The sequence below is a fragment of the Enterococcus sp. 125944 genome (genome assembly GCF_051909435.1).
GTDB lineage: Bacteria > Bacillota > Bacilli > Lactobacillales > Enterococcaceae > Enterococcus_D > Enterococcus_D gallinarum.
The window spans coordinates 41,060-67,577 of record NZ_JBQASY010000017.1 but is presented as its reverse complement, the minus strand read 5'-3'; the positions used below and the strand labels follow the sequence as shown (position 1 = coordinate 67,577).

Sequence of the window (26,518 nt, the reverse complement as noted above, 5' to 3'; positions counted from 1 at the left end):
AAATCGCGGAAAGAGGTTAATAATGAAATTTTTCTTAGATACGGCAAATGTAGATGAAATCAAACGAATCAATGAGTTGGGTTTAGTTGATGGAGTAACGACGAATCCAACAATTATTGCTAAAGAAGGACGAGATTTTGAAGAGGTCATCAAAGAAATTTGTTCTCTCGTCGATGGGCCTGTAAGTGCGGAAGTAACAGGATCGCAAGCTGAAGAAATGATCGCCGAAGCAGAAGTGCTTGCAAAGTGGGCACGTAATGTTGTCGTCAAGATCCCGATGACAGAACAAGGATTGAAAGCAGTAAACACTCTATCTAAAAAAGGAATCAAAACCAATGTAACGTTAGTCTTTACCGTAGCTCAAGGTTTGATGGCCGCAAAAGCTGGCGCTACTTATATCAGCCCATTTTTAGGTCGTTTAGATGATATTGGAACTGACAGTATGGCTTTAATTAAAAACTTGAGAAAAGTACTAGATAACTATGGATACAAAGCAGAAATTATTTCCGCGAGTGTTCGAGGACTTGAACATGTGGAGAAAGTGGCTGAACTAGGTGCAGATATCGCGACAATTCCTGGTAATCTATTCCCGAAATTATGGAGTCATCCGTTAACTGATAAGGGTATCGAGCAGTTTGAAAAAGACTGGGTGGCATTCTCCAATAGGTAATTACAGATTTCTGTGAGTTATATAGTCATTTTTAAGGTAAGAATAAATAGAAGTAACAATGGAGATGATCAAAATGGAACAAAGAAAACCCATCGTAATTATGAATTGGTCTATGAGGCAAAACTTGATTTCTGAAGCAGAAGAGTATGCTGTTGATGTTCTCAACCATCAATCTGAAAACCATAAAGTTGAGGTTGTACTTTTGCCATCAATGGGTACCATCCATCAAGTTTCAAAAGTTCTTACAGGCAGTCAATTTGCTTTCGGTGCTCAAAATATGGCCGAGATCGATCAAGGTGAACTCAGTGGTGAATTTTCGATTCAATCCTTAGTGGATATGCATGGGAAATTTGTCGAACTTGGTCATTGGGAACGTAGAAAATTATACAATGAGACAGATGAGACGATTAATAAAAAAGTGAAGCTTGCTTTAGCATATGACATTTCCCCGATTGTTTGTATTGGCGAGATTGAAGAAAAAGATGCGAATAACGTCATTGATGAAATCAAGAATCCGAATTATGTACAAGAACTAAAAGAAGAATTATTTTTACGAATTTTCAATGCTTTATATCAAATTGATCGCGATAAATTGAAGAAAATCGTGATAGCGTATACACCTGCTTGGGCCGTTGGGAAAACCAAAGCTGCCAGTGCGCCTCATATCAGTCGAGCGGTTGCCATTATTAGGAATTCATTAACTGAACTATTTGGGAAGGACGCGGATAATATTCGAGTAGTTTATGGTGGAACTGTTAGTCCAGAGAATACCAAGACTATGCTGGATTTAGCAGATTTAGACGGTGTCTTGTTGGGACGTTTTGGAAGTGACCCAGAAAGATTGCAGCAAACGATTGAAGTGGTAGAGCAGATTAGATGTTAAATATTTTGAGTTTTAAACTAATTTATGAAAATCATAGAACTGTTCAAAATTTCAAAATGTAACACGAGGGATTGAGTTATATTATTGAAAATAACTCAATTTATAAACGTATAGTATTATTTTGAAGCTCAATCATCTGTATCTGATGATTGAGCTATTTTTGCGTGCGCCCTGCATGGGTGAAAACTTGGTGGTGAAAGTCCACTACAGGCTTGGCAGTAGGAACTGTTAGCGAAAGACAAGGTGGCAACCGTGAGGTTGTGGCTGAAGGAAGTCGGACGCAAACTCCTGAACTGACGAACAGAAACTAGATACAAGGCTGGCTTAGGTCGGATAAGTCTGCGCAACAAGACGAAGTCCAATACTGCCCGAAACCTATACAGTAAATCTAGCAGTTACATGGGAGGAAAGTTTTCACTCTTACCGGGGGAGATCTCATGAGGGTGTTGTGGGCGTTGAATGAAAACAAACCAGCACAACGATCATGGCGACAGGATGGTGAATCATGAGAAGTCAGCCGAGGTCATAGTAGTAACGACACTGACCGTTACGAAGGACCGAACAATAAGAATCTTGAAGAATTTAGGAGGTGTGAGAAGATGCGACGACCGCAGAAAACAAGAAAACTTGGCTATCATCAAAGAGCGAGTGAGGAACACGAAGGGTATGATGAAGTGCGCAGCACTTCTTGCGGTGAACAAAGGAAACAAGATGGTGTAGAAAATCTGTTTGAGAAAATTCTGGAACGGAATAATCTCAATCAAGCGTATCTTCAAGTAGTCAGAAATAAAGGGGCGGCTGGTGCAGATGGGATGACCGTCGACCAACTGCTCCTTTACTTGAAAGAGCACCGCGAGGAATTACTATCCAATTTACGCCAAGGGAACTATAAACCTCAGCCTGTTTTGCGAGTAGAAATACCGAAACCAAATGGCGGCGTAAGGAAATTAGGGATTCCCACGGTTATCGATCGAATGTTTCAACAGGCGATCACTCAAGTCCTACAACCACTGTTTGAACCAGAATTCTCAGATAATAGCTATGGATTTCGCCCAAATCGCAGCGCACATGGTGCAGTGAAGAAAGCAAAATCTTATTATGAACAAGGTTACCGATATGTGGTGGACATTGATATGAAAGCCTACTTTGACACCGTAAATCACGATAAGCTAATGTATTTTATTGAACGGAAAGTAAAGAACAAACAAGTCCTGAAATTGATCCGGCAATATCTTACGAGTGGCGTGATGGAAAATGGAGTCATCACGACAACAGAGGAAGGAACGCCCCAAGGGGGCAATCTTTCTCCCTTATTAAGTAATAATCTACTTGAACGAATTTGATCAAGTACTAGAGACTCTAGGACATAAATTCGTTCGATACGCCGATGACTGCAATATCTATGTTAGAAGCAAACGAGCAGGACAGCGTGTGATGAAGAAATCCATTCAATTTCTCGAAGAACAACTTAAGTTAACGGTAAATAGAGAAAAGAGTGCGGTAGGAAGCCCATTGAAACGAAAGTTTCTTGGCTTCTGCATTCTACCAACAAAGAAAGGTGTCAAAATTCGCCCTCACGCAAAAGCAAAACAGCGTGTGAAAAGCAAGCTCAAACAACTCACTAAAAGGAACCGTGGAAGAAGTACCCAGCTTATTCTAAAAGAAATCAATCAATTGATGACTGGTTGGATCAACTACTATGGGATTGGTGAGATGAAAAAATTCATGAGGGAGATAAACGGTTGGTTGAAACGAAGAATCAGACAATACATTTGGAAACAATGGAAGAATCCAAGAACCAAAAGGAAAAATCTGATTCGGTTAGGTATTGATAAAGCGAAAGCATATGAATGGTCAAATACAAGAAAAGGCTTTTGGTCAATCTCTAAAAGCCATATTCTTCATCGGTCATTGACAGACAAAGAACTGGCACGGCAAGGATATGTGGACATATCCTTGAGATACCAGTTCGTACACTCAACTTATTGAACCGCCGTATACGGGTCCGTATGTACGGTGGTGTGAGAGGGGCGGGAAGTCAGTTAACTTTCCCCTCTACTCGATTCATAAGGAGGAGAATAACTCATTTTCGATACTATAAAAAGCGTTATAACACGAGAAAACACCGAATAGTCACTATAAAATATTAACGAGTAATTTATGAAAAAGTAAAATAGGCAGAACATCGGTGGACTATCTAAAAATTTTTGAATTCAACTGAGATGTAAAATGTTGTATCACAAGTAATACCGTTTTTCGTGATTAAACTTACATGTTTAGAGTATTAGGGTTCTGTTGCAAAGTTTTAAATAGCTGTGGCAAGAGACAATATCGATAATCCTGCGTCCAATTTCGAAAGAAGAGAGTCTTAAACCTGAGGAAGTCAGTAGGATGAAAAATAAAAAACTCGACCAATTCCATTGAGGGTTTGGTCGAGTTTTTTTGTTAGAGGTCGTCAGGTGTCATGATCATCGAAAGAATCATTGGGTGACGTTCTGTTTTTTCAAATAAGAAGGGTTGCAAAGCAGCTGACATGGCTTCTCGCATTTTATGTTCGCTAGGATCTGGCTGGTTCAAGACTTCTCTGAGGGCACGGAACAGGATCTGTTGTGCTTCATTGATCATCTCGCCAGATTCCCGCATATAGACGAATCCGCGGGAAAGAATGTCTGGTCCTGCTAAGACTTCTTTTTTCGTCAAGTCGACGGTGGCTACGGCTAGCACTAAGCCTTCTTCTGATAAGATACGACGGTCTCGTAAGACAACGTTACCGATGTCGCCAATTCCACTACCATCAACATAGACATCACCCGCATTGAAATGACCTGCTCGACGAGCAGAATCTGCAGTTAACGCCAGCATATCACCGTTTTCCATAATAAAACAGTTCTCTTTTGGAACGCCGACATCTTGTGCCAGTTGGGTATGGATATTCAACATTCTGAACTCTCCATGGACCGGCATAAAGAACTTAGGCTTCATCAAACGAAGCATCAATTTTTGTTCTTCTTGACCACCATGTCCCGAGGTATGGATATTATTCAATTTCCCGTGGATCACATGTGCACCTGCTTCTAACAGCAAGTTGATCAAGTGGTTGACACTAGTCGTATTTCCAGGGATCGGTGAACTAGAGAAAATGACCGTATCGTCTGGATGAATCTGAATTTGTCGATGAGTACCATTGGCGATCCGACTAAGGGCTGCCATTGGTTCCCCTTGAGAGCCAGTACATAGGATCATGGTTTCATTAGCTGGTAAGCGATTGATCTCATGAGATTCGACAAATGTACCGTCAGGGACTTTGATATAACCTAAGCGCTGCCCATTAACGATCGCATTTTCCATACTTCGACCGAAGACAGCGATCTTACGACCTGTGGCAACCGCAGCATCTGCTGCTTGTTGCAAACGGAAAATATTGGAAGCGAAGCTAGCAAAGATGATCCGGCCTTCGATTTTTTCGAAAATCTTGCGGATCGAACTACCAATCGTTTTTTCTGACTTGGTAAAAGTCGGAATCTCAGCATTGGTACTGTCAGAAAGGAGGCATAGCACACCTTCTTCTCCGATTTTGGCCATTTTGTGTAGGTTTGCTGGTTCGCCCACGGGTGTGAAATCGAACTTAAAGTCACCAGTTGCTACGATATTTCCCGAAGGTGTTTTCACCACAACGCCTAGCGCATCAGGAATACTGTGGGTCGTTCGGAAAAAGCTGACCGATGTTTTGCGGAAGCGAATCACGGTATCTTCATTGATCTCATGTAATGTAGCATCTCGCAGTAACCCGTGTTCATCCAACTTGTTGGTAATCAAAGCCAATGCTAATGGACCAGCATAGATTGGGATATTTGCTTCACGCAGAAGGTAAGGAATACCACCAATATGATCTTCATGACCATGAGTGATGACTAACCCTTTGACTTTCGTGATGTTTTGGACAATGTAGCTATAATCGGAAATCACATAGTCGATTCCAAGCAGTTCATCTTCCGGGAATTTGATCCCGGCATCAATCAAGATGATCTCGTCTTGGAATTGAACCCCATAACAGTTTTTTCCGATCTCGCCCAGTCCGCCGACGCCGAATACGCCAGTTTCATTATTTTTTAGAGAAACTTTCATTATTAAAACTCCGCTAATTTGAAATCAGCGTTCTCTTTTTCATACGCAAGATGTTTTTCATCAAGTTCTTGAATAAACTCGATGTTATATGGGGTGTTTTGTTCGACTGTACGGCGTGCAGCAACCGCGCTTTCTGCGTCAATGTACAGGGAATGGGTTTGTTCTCTTTTTGGGTTGCGGTCTTTTGTTTCTTGATAGTAAACTTTGTAAATCATACAAATTCTCCTTTATCTGCTAATGCAGTAGTTTATCGTTTTGTTCGATTCGGTGCATCACAAAATCAAGGCCCTAGATAAGTGACCTGAAAAGTGGGGGTCGTCAGTGGACCGCTACATGCTTTTTCCAGACAATCGTTGTGAGAAAAAAGAGAAAGCCTCGTCTTTGCTTTCCAAATGTTGTCATAAAAAATTCACCGGTTTTTGTAAATCGTTCCATTACAAGTAGTATTAGTTTATCATAGAAAAGTAAATAAGTATAGAAACTAGTTGGTTTGAAAGGGCTTCCCTTGGTCATCCTTAAAAAAATACTTTAAAATATCTCCTTTTTTTCTTCGGGAAGTGGGTTACTTGAAATTGGGACTATGATATAGTAAAAGTAATGTGTAAAAAAAGGAGGGGCTTTTTTGAAATTAATGTGGCATTACACAATGCGCAATAAAAAACTGTTGGTTTTTAATTTCATCTGTGTGTTTGGATTTATTTTGATTGAACTAGGATTACCCACATTGCTGGCTCGAATGATCGATGTCGGTATTCGAAATGGTGACCGAGAGTATATCTGGAAGATGGGAATGGCAATGATTGCTATTACTTTGACAGGGATCGCAATGAATATTATGTTAGGGTACTTTACCTCAAGAATCACAACGAATATCGTAGCAGATGTTCGAGATGATCTTTTTGAAAAGGTGCAAGGTTATTCACATACGGAATATGAAAAAATCGGTGTTTCATCCTTGATTACTCGGGTGACCAATGATGCATATCAAATCATGTTGTTCTTGCAGAATATTCTGCGGATCGGATTGATGACGCCGATGATGTTTGCGGTCAGTTTGTATATGGTCATGCGGACAAGTACAAAATTAGGGATGTATGTGTTAGGGGCACTGCCGATCTTGTTGATTGCTGTGATAGCCATCGCAAAGATTTCCGAGCCGTTGTCTAACAAGCAGCAAGCCAATTTGGATAAGATCAATGGTATTTTGCGGGAAAACTTGTCTGGTTTACGGGTCATCCGTGCGTTCGTAAATGAGAAATTTGAAGAGAAACGCTTTAGCAAAGTCAATCAAGCGTATGCATCCAGCTCTCGCAGCTTGTTCCGTTTGATGGCGACAGCACAGCCGGGCTTTTTCTTCTTATTCAATATCGTGATGGTACTGATCATTTGGTCAGGAAGTATTCAAATCGAAAATGGGCAACTGCAAGTCGGTGACTTGATTGCTTTTATCGAATACATCTTCCATGCTCTATTCTCATTCATGTTGTTTGCGACTGTCTTTACGATGTATCCACGTGCAGCGGTCTCAGCCCGACGGATTCAGGAGGCATTGGATATGACTTCAGAAATCGTGGAAGCCGAACAGCCAGTGACAGAAGGCAAGACCAAAGGATATGTGGAATTTAAGAATGTGACATTTGCCTATCCGGGACATGCTGAGAGTCCTGTGATCCGCAATGTTAGTTTTACTGCTTCTCCTGGTGAAACAGTTGCTTTCATCGGCAGTACTGGAAGCGGGAAATCAACATTGATCCAATTGATCCCTCGTTTTTATGATGTCACAAAAGGACAGGTTTTGATTGATGGGATCGATGTTCGCGAGTACAGCTTGTCCGCTTTGAGAAATAAGATCGGATTTATTCCCCAAAAAGCGTTGCTGTTCACTGGAACGATCGCAGAAAATCTGCGCTATGGGAAAGAAGATGCGACACAAGCGGACTTAGAACGTGCGGTTGAGATCGCACAAGCAGCTGATTTTATTGCTAAAACACCGGATGGCTTTGATGCACGTCTAGCAGAAGGAGGCACGAACTTTTCTGGTGGTCAGAAACAACGGCTGGCGATCGCTCGTGCGGTGATCCGTCGTCCCGAGATCTATATTTTTGATGATAGTTTTTCTGCACTGGATTATCAAACCGATGCCAAATTACGGGCGCGTTTGAAAAAAGAAACGACCGAATCAACTGTTTTGATCGTGGCGCAACGTGTGGGGACGATCATGCACGCGGATAAAATCATTGTGTTGAATGAAGGCGATGTAGTTGGTATCGGCACCCACAAAGAACTGTTGGAAAACTGCTCGGTTTATTACGACATTGCAGCATCACAATTATCAGAGGAGGAGTTGGCACAATGAAAGCATTCTCTTCTTTAAAACGTTTAGGGCGCTACATCAAACCCTACAAAGTCTCCTTTATTTTAGTCTTACTTTTTACTGTCGCTACAGTTGGCTTTAACGCGGCATTGCCGTATGTGTCCGGATTGCCTACAACAGAGATCAGTCGGAATATTGCAGCGGGAGAGCCGCTGAATTTTGATTACATCATCGTTTGTTTGATCTGGATCACCGTTGTCGGTGTAGGGTATTGTTTCTCACAATTAATGTCAGGGCTTTTGATCACAAATGTCGTTCAATCTGCGATGCGTGATTTGCGTCAAGACATTGAAGAAAAGATCAACCGCTTGCCTGTTTCATATTTTGACAAAAATCAGCAAGGAAATATCTTGTCACGGGTAACGAACGATGTGGATGCAGTCAGTGGGGCGATGCAGCAAGCCTTGATCGGGATCGTCAATGCCTTTCTAGGAATCATCATGGCGGTAGCGATGATGTTTTATATCAATTCGTTTATGGCGTTGATCGCATTGATCATGATTCCAACGTCATTGATCATTTCAAGAACGATCGTCAAGAAATCGCAAAAAGACTTCCAAGGCATGCAAAATGCATTAGGAGACTTGAACGGTTATGTTCAGGAAAATATGACTGGTTTCAGTGTATTGAAAGTCTATGGACGAGAAAAACAAACACTTGACGGCTTTAAAAAAGTCAATCACCAACTGCGCTATTACGGCTTCCGTTCGGCCTTCGTCTCGGGATTGATGATGCCGTTAGTTCAAATGACTGCCTACTTTACGTATATTGCTATGGCAGTTATGGGAAGTTTCTATGTAATTGGCGGTGTGATCGTGGTAGGGCAACTGCAAGCCTTTATCCAATACATTTGGCAAGTGAGTCAGCCAATGGGGAATATTACCCAGCTTTCCTCTGTCTTACAAAGTGCTTCGGCAGCTGCAAAACGGGTTTTTGAAATTTTGGATGAACCGGAAGAACCAGTCAACCAAACAGATATTCCATTGCCAGCGGAATTTCATGGGGATGTTCAATTTGAACATGTCGGTTTTGCCTATGATCCGAAGAAACCGCTGATCAAAGATTTGAACTTTGAAGTGAAAGCTGGTCAGACGGTAGCGATCGTCGGACCAACTGGAGCCGGAAAGACCACATTGATCAATTTGTTGATGCGTTTCTACGATGTCAACGAAGGGGCGATCAAGATTGATGGTATTGATACGAAGAAAATGGCCCGCAGCGATGTCCGTTCGTTATTCGGCATGGTTCTGCAAGATGCTTGGTTGTATGAAGGAACGATCGGAGACAATATTCGTTTTGGTAAGTTAGATGCGACCGATTATGAAGTGGTCGATGCAGCTAAAACAGCCAATGTGGATCATTTCATCCGGACGATGCCGGACGGTTATGAGATGTTTATCAATTCCGAAGGGGATAATATCTCGCTTGGTCAAAAACAACTCTTGACGATTGCTCGAGCAGTCATTTCTAATCCGAAAATCTTGATCTTAGATGAAGCAACAAGCTCTGTGGACACACGGCTCGAAGCGTTGATCCAAAAAGCGATGGACAAAGTGATGGAAGGACGAACCAGTTTCGTCATTGCTCACCGGTTGTCTACGATTCGGGAAGCCGATTTGATCTTAGTCATGGATCAAGGAGCAATCATAGAAAAAGGCAATCATGAAACACTACTGGCAGCTGGCGGATTTTACAGTCAGCTTTATCAGAGTCAGTTTTCAGAAGAAGCAGAATAGGTCAAAAGAGTGTGGTGTCAGCCGCACTCTTTTTTTGTATGAAGTGTGAAGATATCCGCATATAGTCGCTGTTCTCTTACGGACTGATTCATGGTTTTCATAGTTATTCATGGTATCATGGGTACAGGAATAGAGTAGTAAAGTATAGTAGTAAAGTGTAGTAGTAAAGTGTAGTGGAGAAAGAAAAATCCTAAAGGAGTTTAACAATGGATCGGAAAAAAGAGACAAATAGCCAAAAACGAAATCAACTAAACGCAGAAACTGCTAGTACGCAAAACTTTATCGCGCCAAATGCGACTGTCGTCGGAGATGTCACCATCGGCAGTGAGGCGACTGTCTGGTTCCAAGCAGTTTTGCGGGGAGATGCAAATTATATTCGAGTAGGTGAGCGGACCAATATTCAAGATGGGACGATCATTCATGTGGATCATGATGCACCCACGATCATTGCAGAAGATGTGACTGTCGGTCATCAGTGCATGCTTCATGGCTGTAAGATTGAAAAAGGGGCCTTGATCGGCATGAGTTCCATTGTTTTGAACCATGCAGTTATCGGTGAAAACAGTTTGATTGGTGCCGGTTCTTTAGTTACTCAAGGAACGATCATTCCGCCCAATGTGCTGGCTTTTGGACGTCCTGCTAAAGTGATTCGTCCGTTGACAGAGGAAGAAATTGCCAAAAACAAAGCCAATATCGCCCATTATGTTTCCTTGGGAAAAGACTACTTGCAAGGGAAATATGTTTATTAATGGCAAGCGAAGTCAATCGGATCTCGTTTAATGCCGCAAAAAAACCAGCGTGCTTCAGCACAGCTGGTTTTTTGATGGATGAATTATTTTAAGCTGTTTGATTCCATGATCCCGTCGATCAAGCCGTAATCTTTTGCTTCTTGAGCAGTCATGAAGTTATCACGGTCTGTGTCTTTTTCGATGACTTCGATTGGTTGACCTGTTCGCTCAGACAAGATTTTGTTTAGGCGTTCGCGAGTTTGCAAAATGTGACGAGCTGCGATTTCGATCTCTGTTGCTTGTCCTTGTGCGCCACCTAATGGTTGGTGGATCATGATCTCAGCATTTGGCAAAGCAAAGCGTTTGCCTTTTTCACCAGCTGTCAATAAGAATGAACCCATTGAGGCAGCCATCCCCATAACGATCGTTTGCACGTCTGCTTTGATGAAGTTCATGGTATCAAAGATTGCTAGTCCGGCTGTTACGCTTCCGCCTGGTGAGTTGATGTACAAGTAGATATCTTTTTCAGAATCTTGTGCATCCAAGAATAAAAGTTGGGCGATGATCGAATTGGCTAAATCATCTGTTACTTGACCACTTAACATAATGATGCGGTCTTTTAATAGACGAGAATAGATATCATAGGCTCTTTCGCCACGAGATGATTGTTCAATGACTGTAGGAATTAAATTCATTTTTTAGTCCTCCTAAAAATCGATATAGATATAGTTTAGCACAAAGTTTTTGCAATATCTAAAAGTAAGTATACCTATTAGGTCAATAAAGGTCAAATAAAAAGTTCGTTATCTTTTTTGCCTCTCTTTTAAATTATGATACAATAAAAAGAAAGTAAGCATGAAAGGGTCAGAAGAAAATGACAGTAGCGATTGCAGGTTTTATCGGCGTATTAGTAGGCGCCTTATTAGTAACGATCATCTTCAATCTTAGAATTCGTTACGATGAACAAAAAGAAAAACGGCGACGGCTGTTGGAGCATAAAGTCAAAGAAATCGAGACACTTCTCCAATTGAACCGGAAAATCAGCGAAATTTTACAAAAACGGGTGATCCTGATGGACGAATATGTCAGTTTCGATGCTTTCGATGACTGTTATATAACGATCGATGATTTTGCTTATTTACAGTCTTTTGCCGCACAGAATAACTTTTATTTGCCGAATTATTTTTTAGAAGAATTTTTCAAGAAAATCGGTACCCGCAGAGTGATCCTTTCACCAGAAGAAACGGTGAAGATCGGCGGTTATACGTATAAAGGCGGTCGTGTCATCATGGAGAATTTCTTGGATACACTGACTGAAATGGTCAATGAGCGCAAAACGCAAATGAAAAATTTGACCAATGAACCATTAACTTATTTTTCTAAACCATTATAGTCGAGTCAATCGAGAATGGGGCTATAACATTGAGTCTGTGACAGAAGTTGCAACGAGATGATCCGAAGGACGTGAACGGAATTGCGCTCTCCATCGTGTATTTGATGAAGACCTGCTGCAGAGTAGGAGCAATTTCATGATTGTTGGGAGGATCATTTTGTGGAAAAACTTCTGTCATAGCCTCTTTTTTTGTCGATTCTCTGATATATACAAATCCTAGCGATGCCTTTAGAAAATGAGGATGGCACAAGGAGTAGGAGTTTGGTTCTATGGGGTTCCGTGGTAAAATAGAAAAAGATTGGAGTGAAACAAATGGTACAAATCGTTGCCCATCGTGGCAGTAGTGGAGACCGTCCAGAGAACACGTTACCAGCCTTTGCAGAAGCAGTTCGGGTCAAAGCCGATATCATTGAACTAGATGTTCATCTATCAAAGGATGGTCACCTGATCGTAATGCATGATGAAACAGTCGATCGCACCACGAACGGCAAAGGCCGAATTTGTGATAAAACGCTGACAGAACTAAAAGAATTGAATGCCGGCAGCTGGTTCTCAGAAGATTATGCCGCCACAAAAGTGCCGACGTTGAAGGAAGTCCTCGATCTTTTAGCAGCAAAGAATTATCGTGGTATTTTAACGATTGAATTGAAAACAGACCATTACGAGTATCAAGGGATCGAAAAGAAAGTATCTGAATTGTTAGCCAGTCAAAGCTGGCCCTTTACTCATTGGTATTGTTCATTCAATGTTGACACATTGGATCGATTGTATGCGATTGAACCGCAAGCAACCTTTGACTTTATTATGGGAAAATCGGAGGAGAAACCTCCGTTAGCATTGTCGCGCCCTTACATTGAAGGGATTCATCCTGCCTATGAGTGGGTCAAGAAACATGAGGAACAGATCGCGGATTATCCGATTGCCATTCGTCCTTGGACAGTCGATACAGAAGCGGAAATTCGTCACTGTCTTGCAGTAGGGGTCACGGGAATTATTACCAATTTTCCTGAGCGAGTCCGGGAAGTCCAAAGGAAGGTTCAGGAGGAATCTCATTGATGGAAAAAGTGATTGTGGTAGTCGGACCGACTGCGGTTGGAAAAACGGCCTTAAGCATCGAACTGGCGAAAAAGTATCAGGGAGAAGTGATCAGCGGCGACTCCATGCAGATCTATCGTGGCTTAGATATTGGGACAGCCAAGGTAACAGCTGCAGAAATGCAAGGAATCCCTCATCATCTGATCGATATTCGCGACAGCCATGAATCCTATTCTGTGGCAGAATTTCAAAAAGAAGCCCGCGAGTTGATCACGGCCATCCATCAACGAGGCCATCTGCCTATCGTAGCAGGGGGAACCGGATTGTACATCCAAGCTTTGCTCTATGACTATCAATTAGGAGCCGCTGAGGAAAGTGATCCTTCCGTTCGGCAGCGCTACCAGCAAGAAGCAGCAAGAATTGGCAAAGAAGCGCTATGGCAAAAGTTGCAGGCATTAGATCCTTTAGCCGCAGCAAAGATCCATTACAACAATGAACGTAAAGTGATCCGCGCGTTGGAAGTCTTGGAAACAACGGGAATAAGCATTGCAGCCCCGACTACTGCACCGGAAGCGGTATACGATTATTTTATGGTTGGGCTTTCCACAGACCGACAGTTGTTGTATCAGCGTATTGATCAGCGAGTCGATCAAATGGTGGCAGCAGGTTTGGTTGCGGAAGCACAACAGGTGCTGATCCATCCTGAGACCCAAGCAGCAAAAGGAATCGGGTACAAAGAATTTGCCCCTTATTTTGCCGGTACATGTTCATTAGAAGAAACGGTCGCACAAATCAAACAACAGTCTCGCAGGTACGCCAAACGGCAACTGACTTGGTTCAAGAATCGTCTCGCTCCTAGATGGGTCGATCTTGTCCAGCATCCTGAGGACGTATCTTCGATCGAAAAAGCGATCGACCAATGGTTGGAGGAGAAGGAATGACACAAGAACGCGTAATCCTTGTTGGCGTAGAAACAGAACGAAATTATTCGACCTTTGCGTCCTCAATGAATGAATTGAAAAGTTTGACCAAAACAGCAAACGGAGAGGTGATTTTTTCACTGATCCAAAAACGGCCGCAAGTTGATCGGCAAACAGTGATCGGAAAAGGAAAATTGGCGGAACTGCAACAGTTAGTGGATGCCCATGAAGCTGATTTGGTGATTTTCAATCATGAATTGACACCCCGACAAAGCCAGTTGATTGGTGAAGAATTAGGGGCGCCAGTTATTGATCGTGTCCAATTGATTTTAGATATCTTTGCTATGCGCGCTCGTTCAAAAGAAGGAAAACTGCAAGTAGAGCTGGCACAATTAGATTATTTGCTGCCTCGATTGATCGGACAAGGGAAAAATATGTCCCGTCTGGGGGGCGGTATTGGAACGAGAGGACCAGGAGAAACCAAACTGGAGACGGATCGACGCCATATCCGTAATCGGATCACGATCATTAAACGAGAGTTGAAGGAAGTCGCTGCTCATCGTGATCGTACCCGTCAGAAACGCCGCGACAGTCAAGTCTTTCAGATCGGTTTGATCGGGTATACCAATGCTGGGAAATCAACGATTTTGAATTTATTGACTAGTGCGGATACCTATGAGCAAGACCAACTGTTTGCGACGTTAGATCCTTTGACAAAGCGTTGGCGGTTGCCGGAAGGATTGGAAGTGACCGTTACCGATACTGTCGGCTTTATTCAAGAACTGCCGACACAATTGATCGATGCCTTTCATTCTACATTAGAAGAGAGTCAAAATATGGATCTGCTGCTGCATGTGGTTGATGCTGGTTCTCATGATCGGCAACAGCAAGAAAAAACAGTTTTAGCATTGATGGAAGAACTATCATTGACGCAAGTCCCAGTTCTGACGATCTATAATAAAGCTGATCGCATTGATCCAGAACAATTTGTGCCGACGCTGTTCCCCAATGTTTTGATTTCTGCCAAGAGCAGTAAAGGGAAAGAACAACTGATCCAAGCAATTAAAATGGAACTCATGCAAATCATGCAGCCTTATCAAACCGTTTTAGCTGCCAATGAAGGCAAGCGATTGAACCGTTTGAAGCGGGAAACACTCTTGCTTACCAATGACTTTGACGAGGAAGATCAAACCTATCACCTAAAAGGTTTTGCATTGCCAGGTTCTGCCGGGATCTATCCAACAATTGAAGAGTAACGCTCAGGAAATGAAGTGGTCGAGCTGTGTGTAGGGAATTCTAATACCTGCACGCAGTTTTTTTTCAGTTATTACCATTGGAAATTTTTTTCATTCAACCAGTAAAAGGATGATTTTCTAGTGATTGTTCTGCCAAACAGAAAAAAATAAATGTCTATGTCACTTTTTCTTACATGAAGGGTTGACAGTGGAAAAAACAATTGGTATAGTTTCAATTAAGTTATGCAGGATCATCTAAATGAGGGAGGCGCCACGTTATGCGGGAAAAAGAGTTGCGGCGTTCGATGTCTGTCTTTCCGATTGGAACAGTGATGAAACTAACGGATCTGACGGCTCGTCAAATTCGTTACTATGAAGAACAAGAACTGATCCATCCAGAACGCAGTGATGGTAATCGACGCATGTATTCATTAAATGATATCGATACGCTATTAGAAATCAAAGACTATCTGTCAGATGGTTTGAATATGGCTGGGATCAAACGTGTGTACGAGATGAAAATTGCCAAAGAACAAGAAGCAAAGAACAAACCGCCACTGACTGACGAAGATGTTCGTCGAATCTTTTATGACGAACTCCTAGCGCAAGGTGGTCTGAATCAACAACAGCCATTCCAACAAAAAGGTCCGCTAATGTAGATCAATGTTGTGGCACGAAAGAATAAAGGTCAAAGGAAGGGATATTATGCCGAAAATTGAAAGAACAGCCGAAGATATCAAACAAATCGTTAAAGACGAGAATGTACGTTTCTTGCGCTTGATGTTTACTGACATCTTGGGAACGATCAAAAATGTAGAAGTACCAGTTAGCCAATTGGAAAAAGTACTTGAGAACAAAATGATGTTCGATGGCTCCTCCATTGAAGGATTCGTACGGATTGAAGAAAGTGATATGTACCTTTACCCAGATTTATCTACTTGGATGATTTTCCCATGGGAAAGTGAGCATGGCAAAGTCGCTCGTTTGATTTGTGATATCTACAACCCTGATGGCACGCCATTTGCTGGCGATCCTCGCGGCAATTTAAAACGGGCACTATCAGATATGGAATCACTAGGTTTTACTTCTTTCAATCTTGGGCCTGAACCGGAATTTTTCCTTTTCAAATTAGATGAAGATGGCGAGATCACAACAGACCTAAATGACAAAGGCGGCTATTTTGATTTTGCACCGACTGATTTAGGTGAGAACTGCCGCCGCGATATCGTATTAGAATTAGAAAGCCTTGGTTTTGAAGTGGAAGCCTCCCACCACGAAGTAGCACCAGGCCAGCACGAAATCGACTTTAAATATGCCGATGCGGTAGAAGCGTGCGATAACATCCAAACTTTCAAATTAGTTGTCAAAACGATTGCCCGCAAACACGGCTTGCATGCGACATTTATGCCAAAACCATTATATGGCATCAATGGGTCAGGTATGCACTGCAATATGTCCTTGTTCAATGGAAAAGAAAATGTCTTCTTTGATGAAGAAGGACCAATGCAATTGAGCCAAACGGCGTATCATTTCCTAGCCGGTTTGATTGAACATGCCCGTGCTTATACAGCAGTCTGCAACCCAACAGTCAATTCTTACAAACGTCTGGTCCCAGGTTACGAAGCACCGGTTTATGTTGCTTGGTCAGGACGCAACCGTTCACCACTGATTCGTGTTCCTGAATCTCGCGGCTTGTCCACCCGGTTAGAATTGCGCTCCGTTGATCCATCCGCTAATCCGTATTTGGCAATGGCTGTCTTGCTGCAAGCCGGTTTAGATGGTATCCGTCGTGAGTTGACACCGCCGCCTGCAGTGGACCGCAACATTTATGTGATGAATGAAGAAGAACGTGCAGAAGCACAAATCGAAGACCTGCCATCAACGATCCACAATGCGATCAAAGAATTGCGTAAAGATGACGTGATGATCGATGCATTGGGCAAACACATTTTTGCGAACTTTGTGGAAGCCAAACGTTTGGAATGGGCCGCTTTCCGTCAAACAGTTTCTGAGTGGGAACGCGAGCAGTACCTTGAATTGTACTAATCAAGTACTAGTCGTTCGATCTGCAGAGGCAACAAACGAATAAGTCATTGGAAGATGGTCCTTAGAATCTATTGAAGCGTCTGTGACAACCGATACAAAAAAAGAAACCGCTAGAGAAAACCAATCTAGCGGTTTTGTTCTGTTATCTATTCAAAGTAGAAGACAGGAATCGAACCTGCACCTTGTTTTCGCAAAAATGATAAGAAAACGATTTCTGATCATTTGTAACAAAACAAGTAAAGCACCGAGCTTCCTCTACAAGAATCATTATGACAAGCAGACCCAAAGAATCCATTAAGAAAGTAAGAAAGAAGTTTAGCGATTTGTGAATGTTCATCGAAATCAGCGATTTTTCGATGTATCCGCATCCAGAAAGGATTCGAGAAAAGTTTGCTTGACTTTTGCTAGGCAAGATTGTATCATTCTGTTTGGGCACTCTTGAAAAAGAGTCAGAAAGTGATTTAGAATTTTCGCTCCCTATTCATTTATGGATAGGGAGCTTTTCTTATTTTCTAAGTGCTTTTCCTGCAAAATAGTTTAAAAGGAGTTTTTCAGTTTATGACAAAATATATTTTTGTAACCGGCGGTGTGGTTTCTTCGATCGGTAAAGGTATTGTGGCAGCATCACTAGGACGCTTATTGAAGAATCGTGGCTTAAAAGTAACGATCCAAAAGTTTGATCCTTACATCAATGTTGATCCAGGAACGATGAGCCCATACCAACATGGTGAGGTATTCGTGACCGATGATGGTGCAGAAACAGATTTGGACTTAGGCCATTATGAACGTTTCATCGACATCAACTTGAACAAATACTCAAATGTAACGACTGGAAAAATCTATTCAGAAGTTTTGCGCAAAGAACGTAAAGGGGAATACTTAGGAGCAACTGTCCAAGTAATTCCGCACATCACCAATGAAATCAAAGAAAAAATCATGCGGGCAGCAAAAATGACCGATTCAGATGTCATCATCACTGAGGTCGGCGGAACCGTTGGCGACATCGAGTCGTTGCCGTTTCTAGAAGCGTTGCGCCAAATGAAAGCTGACGTTGGTTCGGACAATGTGATGTACATTCATACAACGTTGATTCCTTACTTAAAGGCAGCGGGTGAAATGAAAACCAAACCAACGCAACACAGTGTAAAAGAGTTGCGAGGATTGGGTATCCAACCAAATATCCTAGTGGTTCGGACTGAACAACCTGTGTCCCAATCAACAAAAAACAAATTGGCCCAATTTTGTGATGTTGCACCTGAAGCGGTTATCGAATCCCGAGACGTAGAAACACTCTATTCGATCCCATTGGCTTTACAAGCACAAGGAATGGATCAAATCGTTTGTGATCACTTGAAATTGAATGCGCCAGTAGCTGATATGACAGAATGGCAAGCATTAGAGGAAAAAGTATTGAACTTGAAAAAGAAAGTCCGCATTGCATTGGTAGGGAAATATGTGGAATTGCCAGATGCGTATCTGTCTGTTGTTGAAGCATTGAAACATTCTGGTTTTGCTTATGATGCCGACATTACGATCGATTGGATCAAAGCCCATGAGTTAACGAAAGACAATGTTGCCGAATACTTACAGGATGCAGACGGTATCTTAGTTCCAGGTGGTTTTGGCGATCGTGGAATCGAAGGCAAGATCGAAGCGATTCGGTATGCTCGTGAAAATGATGTCCCATTCCTAGGGATTTGTCTGGGAATGCAAATGGCCTGCGTGGAGTTTGCCCGCAATGTCGTTGGGTTAGAAAATGCGAATTCGGCAGAAACTGATCCCGATACAGCAAACAACATCATTGATTTGATGGCAGATCAAGAAAATATTGAAAACTTAGGCGGTACGCTACGTTTAGGCTTGTATCCATGTAAAGTCAAAAAAGGAACGAAAACAGCTGCAGCCTATGAAGGAGAAGAAGTCGTACAAGAACGTCATCGTCACCGTTATGAATTCAATAATAAATACCGCGAAATCTTTGAAGCAGAAGGTATGGTCTTCTCAGGTGTCTCACCAGACAATCGCTTAGTTGAAATCGTTGAGATTCCAGAAAATAAATTCTTTGTGGGTTGCCAATTCCATCCCGAATTGATTTCACGACCAACACGTCCACAACGATTGATCAAAGCATTTGTTGGTGCATCATTAGACAATCGTGGGTAACACATATAGTACCAGATTAAAAACCAGCTGTTGAGCTGGTTTCAGGCTGTAGGCAATGTCCCGGAAAAGGGAGGCCTACAGCCTTTTTTTTAAGCATAAGAGTACGCTCTAAATAAATGTAGGGGAAATGTAGTCAGGATCACTCGAACCATTTATAAAGGAACGTTCTCATAAAACACCCTTCAAAAGTTAGTTTTTTGGGTTAACTTTTGAAGGGCGTTTCCGTTCTAGCCAGTGCTAGTGCTTTTTTTAGTAGCATCCGAAGTGATACGCCTTTTCAGCTACTCCTAACTATTAAAGATAAAACTTCTTGTAGAAATTGACCCTAATAAAAGGGACCATATACCTATGGAGGTTGACTACAATAGACTCTAAACTAATTAATGAGGGAGAGAAAGATGGAAAAAATAAGCTTATTGTTGATCAGGGCTCTTTCAGAGCAAGACGGGTTTATGACAACCAAAGAGATCGCTGCAAAAGTAGGTGTCAGTACGAAAACAGTTCGAAGATATGTGGAGAAAATCAATCAAAGCCAATCGCTTTATGGCTGTGTGATTCAAGGGAAGAAAGGAAGTGGCTTGTTTTTACAAATAATCAATCATGAATTATTTCAACGTAGCTTAGAAAACACACCTCAAGAAGATTTTGTGACACAAATCATTGAGTACTTCGTCCAAGAAGACGAATACATCAAGTCAGAATTATTATGTGAACGCTTATTTATCTCACAAAGCAAGTTATCTCAAGAACTCAAAAAACTGCGACGGATTTTAAGCCATTATAATTTATCCATCCAAACAAAGCCTTACTACGGCATGAAGCTTTGCGGCAGTGAATTCGACTTACGTCGCTTTATGGCAAGCAATTATCTGCAAAAGACACACCTTAAACAACTGCATCAATTACCTTCTAGTGAAGGGACGCCATCGCAGTTGCATCGACAGATTCAAGCAATCATTTTAGCTGAGTTTTCTCAAAAAGCCTATCCGATTTCAGAAGCTATAGTGACGAACTTAGTCAATCACCTAGCAATCGCTGTAATGCGAATGCAAAGCGGCCGCTACTTGGATCGCAATCTGCCTATTGGAGGAAGAACCAATGCTGAACAATCATTATTAGGCAAGCGAATCGTCAAGCGGATCGAAGAAGAATGCAGTGTTCTTTTTACAGAATGTGAGCGAAACTATGTGCTTGGTCAGATCGTGGGGAAACGGGTCATTCCCAAAAATGAAAAAAACGTTGTCTCAGAGGAAGTTTCGGACTTAGTGAGGCAAGTTCTAAAAAAAATCAAAAACCGAAGACAAATTGACTTCAGTCAAGATTTGGACTTACAGACGATGCTGATGCTTCACTTTGTTCCTTTGATTGATCGAATCGAATTAGGAATTGAGCTGAAAAACCCGCTGTTAGATGACGTAAAAGTCCATTGCAATGTAGGATACGACTTAGCTATTATTGCTGGACAAGTAATCGTTGCGCATTTCAATAAGCGTATCAGCGATCATGAACTTAGCTATTTAGCCATGCACTTTGATGTCGCCCTGAATAAGAAGAGTTCACAAACGCAGCGTAAGTATATTTTAGTTGTAAACGATCTGGGGAGAGCAGCCAATGCATTTTTAAAAGAAAAGTTTGAATTCTATTTCCGAAATTACATTAAAGAAGTAACGGTTTGTAATCAATATGAATTTGCTCAGTTCCTAAAAGAACAAGACTTTGATTTTATCTTTTCATCGATCGATCTACCTTATGAAGGAACCATTCCTGTAATGAGTTTTGACTATTTTATGCGGCCTGAAATGATCAAAAAAATAGCTGATGCACTGTCGACTGTTTTTACCGTTGAAAAACTTTTGACCTTCTTTAAGGAACCGCTGTTTATTTGTGACCAAGACTTTGAAACAAAAGAAGAAGTGCTGCATTTTTTATGTCATTGCATTAACGAACAATATCAGATGCCAAATAATTTTGAAGCTTTGGTATTTGAACGAGAAGCTTTTTTTGGAACCGATTTCTTGCCGATGGTTGCTTTTCCACACCCCAATGTATTGATTGGATCGGAAACAGTGATTGCTGTTGCCCATTTGAAGAAACCAATATTTTGGTATAAACAATCGGTTCGTTTGGTCTTCTTACTAGTCATTGCTGAGCAAGACCATTTAAAGGCTAAGTCGCTAAACGATCATTTGATCAAAATATGTACATCATCTGAGAAAGTGAACGAACTGATTGCGACGAATGACTTCATCACATTTATCCATCACTTAAAGGAGTAGATTATGACAGACAAAAAAATCAAACTATCAGGAGCATACAATTTTCGCGATTTTGGCGGCTACCGTAACAAAGAAGGAAAGCGTCTCATACGTGGGCGACTCTATCGTTCTGATGAATTAAGCAAGATTACAGCTGCAGATCAAGAAAAGTTAGTACAACTTGGAATCAGTAAGATCATTGATTATCGAAATAAAAAGGAAAGACTGAATAATGAAGATCGACCGATCGGTAATGCAGAGATTCTTTATTTGACACCCATTGCGGATATTGCTGCCCTAGCTTCTTCTGAACATGATGAAGAAAGTGCACTTTCTCCCCAAAAAATGACGGCGGCTCTGGCAAAAGAATTAATGATCCGTCAGAATGAAGAATTTGTTGAAAATAAACAGTGTCAAGACGTTTATAGAGAAGTCTTAGAAATTCACTTAGCTGAAGAGGGGGCAATCGTCCAACATTGCCGTGGAGGGAAAGATCGCACTGGTTATGGCGTCGCTCTCATTCAATTACTACTTGGCGTCAGTGAAGCAGATGTGATGCATGACTATCTCTTAACCAATGTATACAAAAAAGAAAAAAATGAGAAAAGCCTGCAGCGGTTGCTTCAAGAGACCGATAATCCCGATTTTGTTCAGGCGATGCGCTATTTTAAAGAAGCTGATCGTCATTTTTTGCAGAATGCATTGGCCCGAATCGGTGCTTATGGTGGAGTTGAGGACTATGTGGTCAACAAACTTGGTTTTTCCCAACAAAAAATCCGCTTGTTAAGAGAAAAATACTTACAAAATTAAGGATAGGAGGATATTATGAATACGTTTAAGAATAAGGTGTTGGCGGGAGCAATTAAGGTGCAAAATAATGTTTATATGAAAGCGATCTCTAATGCCATGATGGGGTTAATGCCGATTATGATGATCAGTTCGATTGCTTCTTTAATCAATGCCATCGATATTGGCAATACACAACAAATAATGGATCAAATAGGTCTTAAATCATTGTTGACACAAATCAATGCGATGACCATCGATGTCATTTCCGTCTATGTTGCCTTCTTAGTTGGCTATAAACTGGCGGAACATTTGAATGCAGATCAATTAAACGCTGGCATTATGAGTTTAGTTTCATTCTTGATTTTAAGTCCCATCGCAACATTCGAAGAGACCAAAGTGATCGAGTTTTCGACGCTGGGTTCTAGTGGAATGTTCGTTGCAATGTTCGGCGGGATACTAGGTGCAAGGATTTATATTCTATGTGTGGAAAAGAATCTGACAATCAAAATGCCAGACTCAGTCCCACCAATTGTCAATAAGTCCTTTGCTGCAATCGTTCCTGGAGTGATTGTTTCCACGATCATGGGAATTATTTATGTTGCAATAGCAGCTACTCCATATGGAACGTTAACAGATATGATCTACACGTGGGTTCAAGCACCGCTAACCTTGTTGGGTGCCAATGTGTTTGCTTGCATGATTATTGTGGCATTTATTGAATTCCTATGGTTTTTCGGTATCCATGGTGTATTGGCAGTCTATCCAGTGTTGATGCTGGTCTTTTATCAACCTATGCTAGACAACTTGGCTGCCTATAGTGCTGGTCAACCATTGCCACATTTGTTTACCATTGGTTTTATACTCAACAATCGCGGCGCTCGTTCCTTTGCAGTAGCTTTATTAGCCATTTTCAGTTGCAAATCAGAACAGCTCAAAGCTGTTGGGAAAATTGGATTGATTCCTTCTATGTTTGGAATCTCAGAGCCAATCAAATTTGGGATTCCGCAGGTGATGAACATAAGGATGTTGATACCACTTATGGTAACACCAGCTGTTTCTGTTTTATCAGCTTATTTATTAACGATTGTTGGCTTTATGCCTTATCATAATGGCGTCAATATCCCAACAGGATTTCCAATCATTTTTGGCGGTTTCTTAACGAATGGCTGGCAAGGGATTATCGCTCAGCTGATCCAATTTGTGTTATGTGTGCTGATTTATATTCCTTTCATGCGCTGGCAAGATAAAGCAGCACTGGCAGAAGAAGGAAAAATTGCGCAAGCATAGCAAGTACTGACAGCCTATAAATTAAAATTAAGTGGGGGATTTAAGATGAAAAAGATCGTTTTAGTTTGTGCTGGTGGAATGTCTACTGGTGTCTTAGTAAATAATATGAAACAAGCAGCTCAAAAAAAAGCTATTCCAGTATCGATTGACGCATTTTCAATCGAATCGGTAGCTAGTGTGGCTAAAGATGCAGATTGTGTGTTATTAGGTCCACAGGTTTCTTATCGTTTAGCAGAAGTTCAAGGGTTAGTGGCTTGCCCAACAGCTTCTATTGATATGCGAACTTACGGTATGATGGACGGACAAAAAGCACTAGAACAAGCGCTGGAATTGATAGGAGAGTAAGATGGAAGAAAAAGAACAAATTTGTTTTCAAATTATTTCCGAAGCTGGGATGGCAAGAAGTTGCTTTTTCGAAAGTATTCAACAAATGCGAAAAGAGCAAACAAAAGAGGCCCTATCTGCGATTGAAAGCGGCAAGAGTCATTATCACAAAGCGCATATTGCTCATCGGCAATTGGTACAGCAAGAAGCACAAGGTGATAAAGTTTGGATGTCGTTGTTATTGAGTCACGCCGAGGACTTGTTAATGAGTGCAGATATTATGAGTGAGTTGGCCAAAGAGTTCAATTTACTTTATGAAGAAGTAAATGGGCTAAAGCAGATGATTGATCAGCATATTTCTTCATTGAACACAAAAGAATAACAATCAAAGAAGAAAGACGTCTACGATGAGACAATTCGAGTGAAATCGTGGACGTCTTTTCTTGGTCTATGGCAGGTGGAACATTTTTCTAGGAAAAAAGATAAAAAAAGCTGGTCTCAAAACGGAGCAGGCAAGAAAAGTGGATTACCAAAGCAAATGGCACTACCCCTTTGAGAGTATGGGATGCATGGACTCGTTCAAAGAAGTAAAAAAGTAAAAGAAACATACGAAGAACAGCTCCCCCATTTCTTCCGTTAAGAAGAAATGGAGGAAAACTGGTTTTCATTAAAAAAGCCCCTTTTTCAGGGGCCAGTAGGGATGATCTTTCTAGGACCATTCCACATTCGCTCGTTTCTCAAAGGAATAGTTTATTTTTTCAAGGTATACCCTTGGTCTAGTAACATTTTTTCCGTTCGTTCCATGCTGATGCCATTTGAAGTATCACCTTCAAATGTGACCCCTGGCAATTGCTTTGCCGCATCGTAGTCTAAATTACTGTAATCGATCGTCAATGATTCGGTTGCTGCATCTTCTCCGTAATCAAGCGAATAATCGATACCCTTGATTGCCTGATACTGTTTGGCGATCGGATCCAATAATTGTTTTGCTTCCTCTTTCGTAGATACGCCAACAGAAGAATAAGGCATGATATTGTTGGCGGTTTGCTTTTTCACTTCGTCACCTTCGTAATTGAAGACCAACTCCATTTGAACTCCGTTTTGTTCATTCGTGAATGTCTTGGTTTTTTGACTCGCTCCATTTGCTCCGCAACTTGCTAAAAAGAATATACCCAACAACGCTATAAATCCCACTACTGTTTTTTTCATTCTATCCCTCCTTTTTTTCATGATAGTATACTCCACCTGCCAGAGCTATTCATATGCTCAAAAACAAATAGTCTTTTTTTGTCCGATAGGCAATCCATATCGTCAGCGGGAAAATGATAAATTGTTGAAAAAGTTCGTGAATTTTTTCTCGAATTTTCAGAAGTATTCTTGTTATTGTATGCAAACAAATGTAAGACGAGAGGCTAGTTTCACAAAGTTTTTTCAGAAAAGAAAATGAAAAGCAAAGAATTTTTAATTTGTGCAATCTTTTATTGAAAAGAGAATTACATCTTTTAGTAGCAAATACTGCAAATGTTTGCTAAAATAGCAGTGTCGGTTAAGCATTGCTTAACAAATAAAGTTTTTTAAAACTTAGGAGGAATTTTTTATGCCAGTAGTATCAGGAGCTGAATTCTTAAAAGCTGCTCGTCAAGGTGGATATGCAGTAGGTGGATTCAATACAAATAACTTAGAGTGGACTCAAGCGATTTTAGAAGCTGCTGAAGCGAAAAAAGCGCCAGTTCTTATTCAAACTTCTATGGGTGCTGCAAAATACATGGGCGGATACAAACTTGCTAAAGATCTTATCTGTGATCTAGTTGAATCAATGAACATCACTGTTCCAGTTGCGATTCACTTAGACCATGGTGACTACGATGCAGCAATGGAATGTATCGAAGTTGGCTATACTTCAGTTATGTTCGATGGTTCTCATTTACCATTCGAAGAAAACTTGAAATTGGCTAAAGAAGTTGTTGAAAAAGCACATGCTAAAGGCGTTTCTGTTGAATGTGAAGTTGGTTCAATCGGTGGTGAAGAAGATGGCATCATCGGAGCTGGTGAATTAGCAGACATCGAAGAATGTAAACAAATGGTTGCAACTGGTATTGATTACCTAGCTTGCGGAATTGGTAACATTCATGGACAATACCCAGAAAACTGGCAAGGACTTGCTTTTGACCACTTACAAGCAATCGCTGATGCTGTAGGTTCTGATGTTCCTTTAGTATTACACGGTGGTTCTGGTATTCCTCAAGAACAAATCGAAAAAGCAATTTCAATGGGTGTTTCTAAAGTAAACGTAAATACTGAATTCCAATTGTCATTCGCAAAAGCAACACGTGAATATATCGAAGCTGGTAAAGACCAAGAAGGTAAAGGTTTTGACCCTCGTAAACTATTGGCACCAGGTAAAGCTGCAATCATCAAAGATGCAGAAGAACACATTGACTGGTTCGGTTCAGCTGGTAAAGCTTAATTCTTTCAGTTCAAAAGAACGATCACAAGTGATCGTTCTTTTTTTGTGGGGAAATCCTGCTTTTTTCTTTGTCTGTTCTATGCTAAAA

Annotated in this window: 22 protein-coding genes and 1 pseudogene; 19 read left to right on the top strand and 4 right to left on the bottom strand. The window is 41.2% G+C overall.

The features are described from left to right. The first annotated feature begins 22 nt into the window (after positions 1 to 22). The 3 genes and pseudogenes from fsa (at position 23) to ltrA (ending at position 3,542) form a co-directional block, all read left to right on the top strand. Positions 23 to 670 carry a fructose-6-phosphate aldolase gene (gene fsa / locus ACTFWY_RS13975; RefSeq protein WP_002380569.1) on the top strand — a complete coding sequence of 216 codons (648 nt, stop codon included), beginning with the start codon at positions 23 to 25 and terminating at the stop codon, positions 668 to 670. Between the two features lie 73 nt (positions 671 to 743). Then, entirely contained in the window at positions 744 to 1,553 is an 810-nt protein-coding gene (locus ACTFWY_RS13970; protein WP_002362847.1) for a triose-phosphate isomerase family protein, read from the top strand. A gap of 599 nt (positions 1,554 to 2,152) precedes the next feature. Beyond that, positions 2,153 to 3,542 (top strand): annotated as a pseudogene (gene ltrA, locus ACTFWY_RS13965) (group II intron reverse transcriptase/maturase). A 456-nt stretch (positions 3,543 to 3,998) separates the two neighbouring features. Here ltrA and rnjA read toward each other — a convergent pair. Both rnjA and ACTFWY_RS13955 read right to left on the bottom strand, forming a co-directional pair. Then, entirely contained in the window at positions 3,999 to 5,678 is a 1,680-nt protein-coding gene (gene rnjA / locus ACTFWY_RS13960; protein WP_103300568.1) for a ribonuclease J1, read from the bottom strand. A gap of 2 nt (positions 5,679 to 5,680) precedes the next feature. Beyond that, positions 5,681 to 5,893 carry a DNA-directed RNA polymerase subunit epsilon gene (locus tag ACTFWY_RS13955; protein WP_003127351.1) on the bottom strand — a complete coding sequence of 71 codons (213 nt, stop codon included), beginning with the start codon at positions 5,891 to 5,893 and terminating at the stop codon, positions 5,681 to 5,683. Between the two features lie 407 nt (positions 5,894 to 6,300). Here ACTFWY_RS13955 and ACTFWY_RS13950 point away from each other — a divergent pair, with 407 nt between their 5' ends. The 3 genes from ACTFWY_RS13950 (at position 6,301) to ACTFWY_RS13940 (ending at position 10,537) form a co-directional block, all read left to right on the top strand. Further along, complete coding sequence (locus ACTFWY_RS13950) at positions 6,301 to 8,034, top strand: ABC transporter ATP-binding protein (RefSeq protein WP_103300569.1); 1,734 nt, start codon at positions 6,301 to 6,303, stop codon at positions 8,032 to 8,034. Beyond that, positions 8,031 to 9,788 carry an ABC transporter ATP-binding protein gene (locus ACTFWY_RS13945; protein ID WP_003127357.1) on the top strand — a complete coding sequence of 586 codons (1,758 nt, stop codon included), beginning with the start codon at positions 8,031 to 8,033 and terminating at the stop codon, positions 9,786 to 9,788. Before ACTFWY_RS13950 ends, ACTFWY_RS13945 begins: the two co-directional genes overlap by 4 nt. Before the next feature lie 206 nt (positions 9,789 to 9,994). Continuing rightward, positions 9,995 to 10,537, top strand: a complete 543-nt coding sequence (locus ACTFWY_RS13940) for a gamma carbonic anhydrase family protein (protein WP_003127358.1) — start codon at positions 9,995 to 9,997, stop codon at positions 10,535 to 10,537. A gap of 83 nt (positions 10,538 to 10,620) precedes the next feature. Here the strand turns inward: ACTFWY_RS13940 and clpP are convergent, their stop codons facing one another. Beyond that, positions 10,621 to 11,211, bottom strand: a complete 591-nt coding sequence (gene clpP, locus ACTFWY_RS13935; protein ID WP_423121667.1) for an ATP-dependent Clp endopeptidase proteolytic subunit ClpP — start codon at positions 11,209 to 11,211, stop codon at positions 10,621 to 10,623. 179 nt (positions 11,212 to 11,390) lie between these two features. Here clpP and ACTFWY_RS13930 point away from each other — a divergent pair, with 179 nt between their 5' ends. The 12 genes from ACTFWY_RS13930 to ACTFWY_RS13875 all read left to right on the top strand — a co-directional run bounded on the left by ACTFWY_RS13930 (position 11,391) and on the right by ACTFWY_RS13875 (position 24,345). Continuing rightward, on the top strand, positions 11,391 to 11,909 hold the full coding sequence (locus ACTFWY_RS13930; RefSeq protein WP_423121668.1) for a hypothetical protein: 519 nt from the start codon (positions 11,391 to 11,393) through the stop codon (positions 11,907 to 11,909). Between the two features lie 312 nt (positions 11,910 to 12,221). Beyond that, complete coding sequence (locus ACTFWY_RS13925; protein ID WP_423121669.1) at positions 12,222 to 12,965, top strand: glycerophosphodiester phosphodiesterase; 744 nt, start codon at positions 12,222 to 12,224, stop codon at positions 12,963 to 12,965. Beyond that, positions 12,965 to 13,885 carry a tRNA (adenosine(37)-N6)-dimethylallyltransferase MiaA gene (miaA, locus tag ACTFWY_RS13920; protein ID WP_423121670.1) on the top strand — a complete coding sequence of 307 codons (921 nt, stop codon included), beginning with the start codon at positions 12,965 to 12,967 and terminating at the stop codon, positions 13,883 to 13,885. Before ACTFWY_RS13925 ends, miaA begins: the two co-directional genes overlap by 1 nt. Beyond that, complete coding sequence (gene hflX, locus ACTFWY_RS13915; protein WP_081132081.1) at positions 13,882 to 15,120, top strand: GTPase HflX; 1,239 nt, start codon at positions 13,882 to 13,884, stop codon at positions 15,118 to 15,120. The genes miaA and hflX overlap by 4 nt, the downstream gene beginning before the upstream one ends. Positions 15,121 to 15,377: 257 nt before the next feature. Continuing rightward, positions 15,378 to 15,758 (top strand): MerR family transcriptional regulator, encoded by a 381-nt coding sequence (locus ACTFWY_RS13910; protein WP_003127364.1) that lies wholly within the window; start codon positions 15,378 to 15,380, stop codon positions 15,756 to 15,758. Between the two features lie 46 nt (positions 15,759 to 15,804). Further along, on the top strand, positions 15,805 to 17,145 hold the full coding sequence (gene glnA / locus ACTFWY_RS13905) for a type I glutamate--ammonia ligase (RefSeq protein ID WP_005471630.1): 1,341 nt from the start codon (positions 15,805 to 15,807) through the stop codon (positions 17,143 to 17,145). 558 nt (positions 17,146 to 17,703) lie between these two features. Beyond that, the gene (locus ACTFWY_RS13900) at positions 17,704 to 19,308 is read left to right on the top strand and encodes a CTP synthase (RefSeq protein ID WP_003127367.1); all 1,605 of its coding nucleotides are present in this window, start codon (positions 17,704 to 17,706) and stop codon (positions 19,306 to 19,308) included. Between the two features lie 398 nt (positions 19,309 to 19,706). Further along, a complete protein-coding gene (locus tag ACTFWY_RS13895; RefSeq protein ID WP_195957464.1) occupies positions 19,707 to 21,584 on the top strand; it encodes a BglG family transcription antiterminator in 1,878 nt (625 codons plus the stop codon). 3 nt (positions 21,585 to 21,587) lie between these two features. Further along, on the top strand, positions 21,588 to 22,373 hold the full coding sequence (locus ACTFWY_RS13890) for a tyrosine-protein phosphatase (protein ID WP_081132079.1): 786 nt from the start codon (positions 21,588 to 21,590) through the stop codon (positions 22,371 to 22,373). A 15-nt stretch (positions 22,374 to 22,388) separates the two neighbouring features. Continuing rightward, the gene (locus ACTFWY_RS13885; protein ID WP_081132078.1) at positions 22,389 to 23,639 is read left to right on the top strand and encodes a PTS sugar transporter subunit IIC; all 1,251 of its coding nucleotides are present in this window, start codon (positions 22,389 to 22,391) and stop codon (positions 23,637 to 23,639) included. A 45-nt stretch (positions 23,640 to 23,684) separates the two neighbouring features. After that, on the top strand, positions 23,685 to 23,984 hold the full coding sequence (locus ACTFWY_RS13880) for a PTS sugar transporter subunit IIB (RefSeq protein ID WP_003127371.1): 300 nt from the start codon (positions 23,685 to 23,687) through the stop codon (positions 23,982 to 23,984). A 1-nt stretch (position 23,985) separates the two neighbouring features. Continuing rightward, positions 23,986 to 24,345 (top strand): PTS lactose/cellobiose transporter subunit IIA, encoded by a 360-nt coding sequence (locus ACTFWY_RS13875; RefSeq protein ID WP_003127372.1) that lies wholly within the window; start codon positions 23,986 to 23,988, stop codon positions 24,343 to 24,345. A 368-nt stretch (positions 24,346 to 24,713) separates the two neighbouring features. On the opposite strand, the gene ACTFWY_RS13870 is transcribed toward ACTFWY_RS13875, so the two are convergent. Further along, positions 24,714 to 25,172 (bottom strand): YehR family lipoprotein, encoded by a 459-nt coding sequence (locus tag ACTFWY_RS13870; RefSeq protein ID WP_003127373.1) that lies wholly within the window; start codon positions 25,170 to 25,172, stop codon positions 24,714 to 24,716. 388 nt (positions 25,173 to 25,560) lie between these two features. Between ACTFWY_RS13870 and ACTFWY_RS13865 the strand changes: the two genes are divergently transcribed. After that, the gene (locus ACTFWY_RS13865; RefSeq protein WP_003127374.1) at positions 25,561 to 26,430 is read left to right on the top strand and encodes a class II fructose-bisphosphate aldolase; all 870 of its coding nucleotides are present in this window, start codon (positions 25,561 to 25,563) and stop codon (positions 26,428 to 26,430) included. Positions 26,431 to 26,518 lie beyond the last annotated feature (88 nt).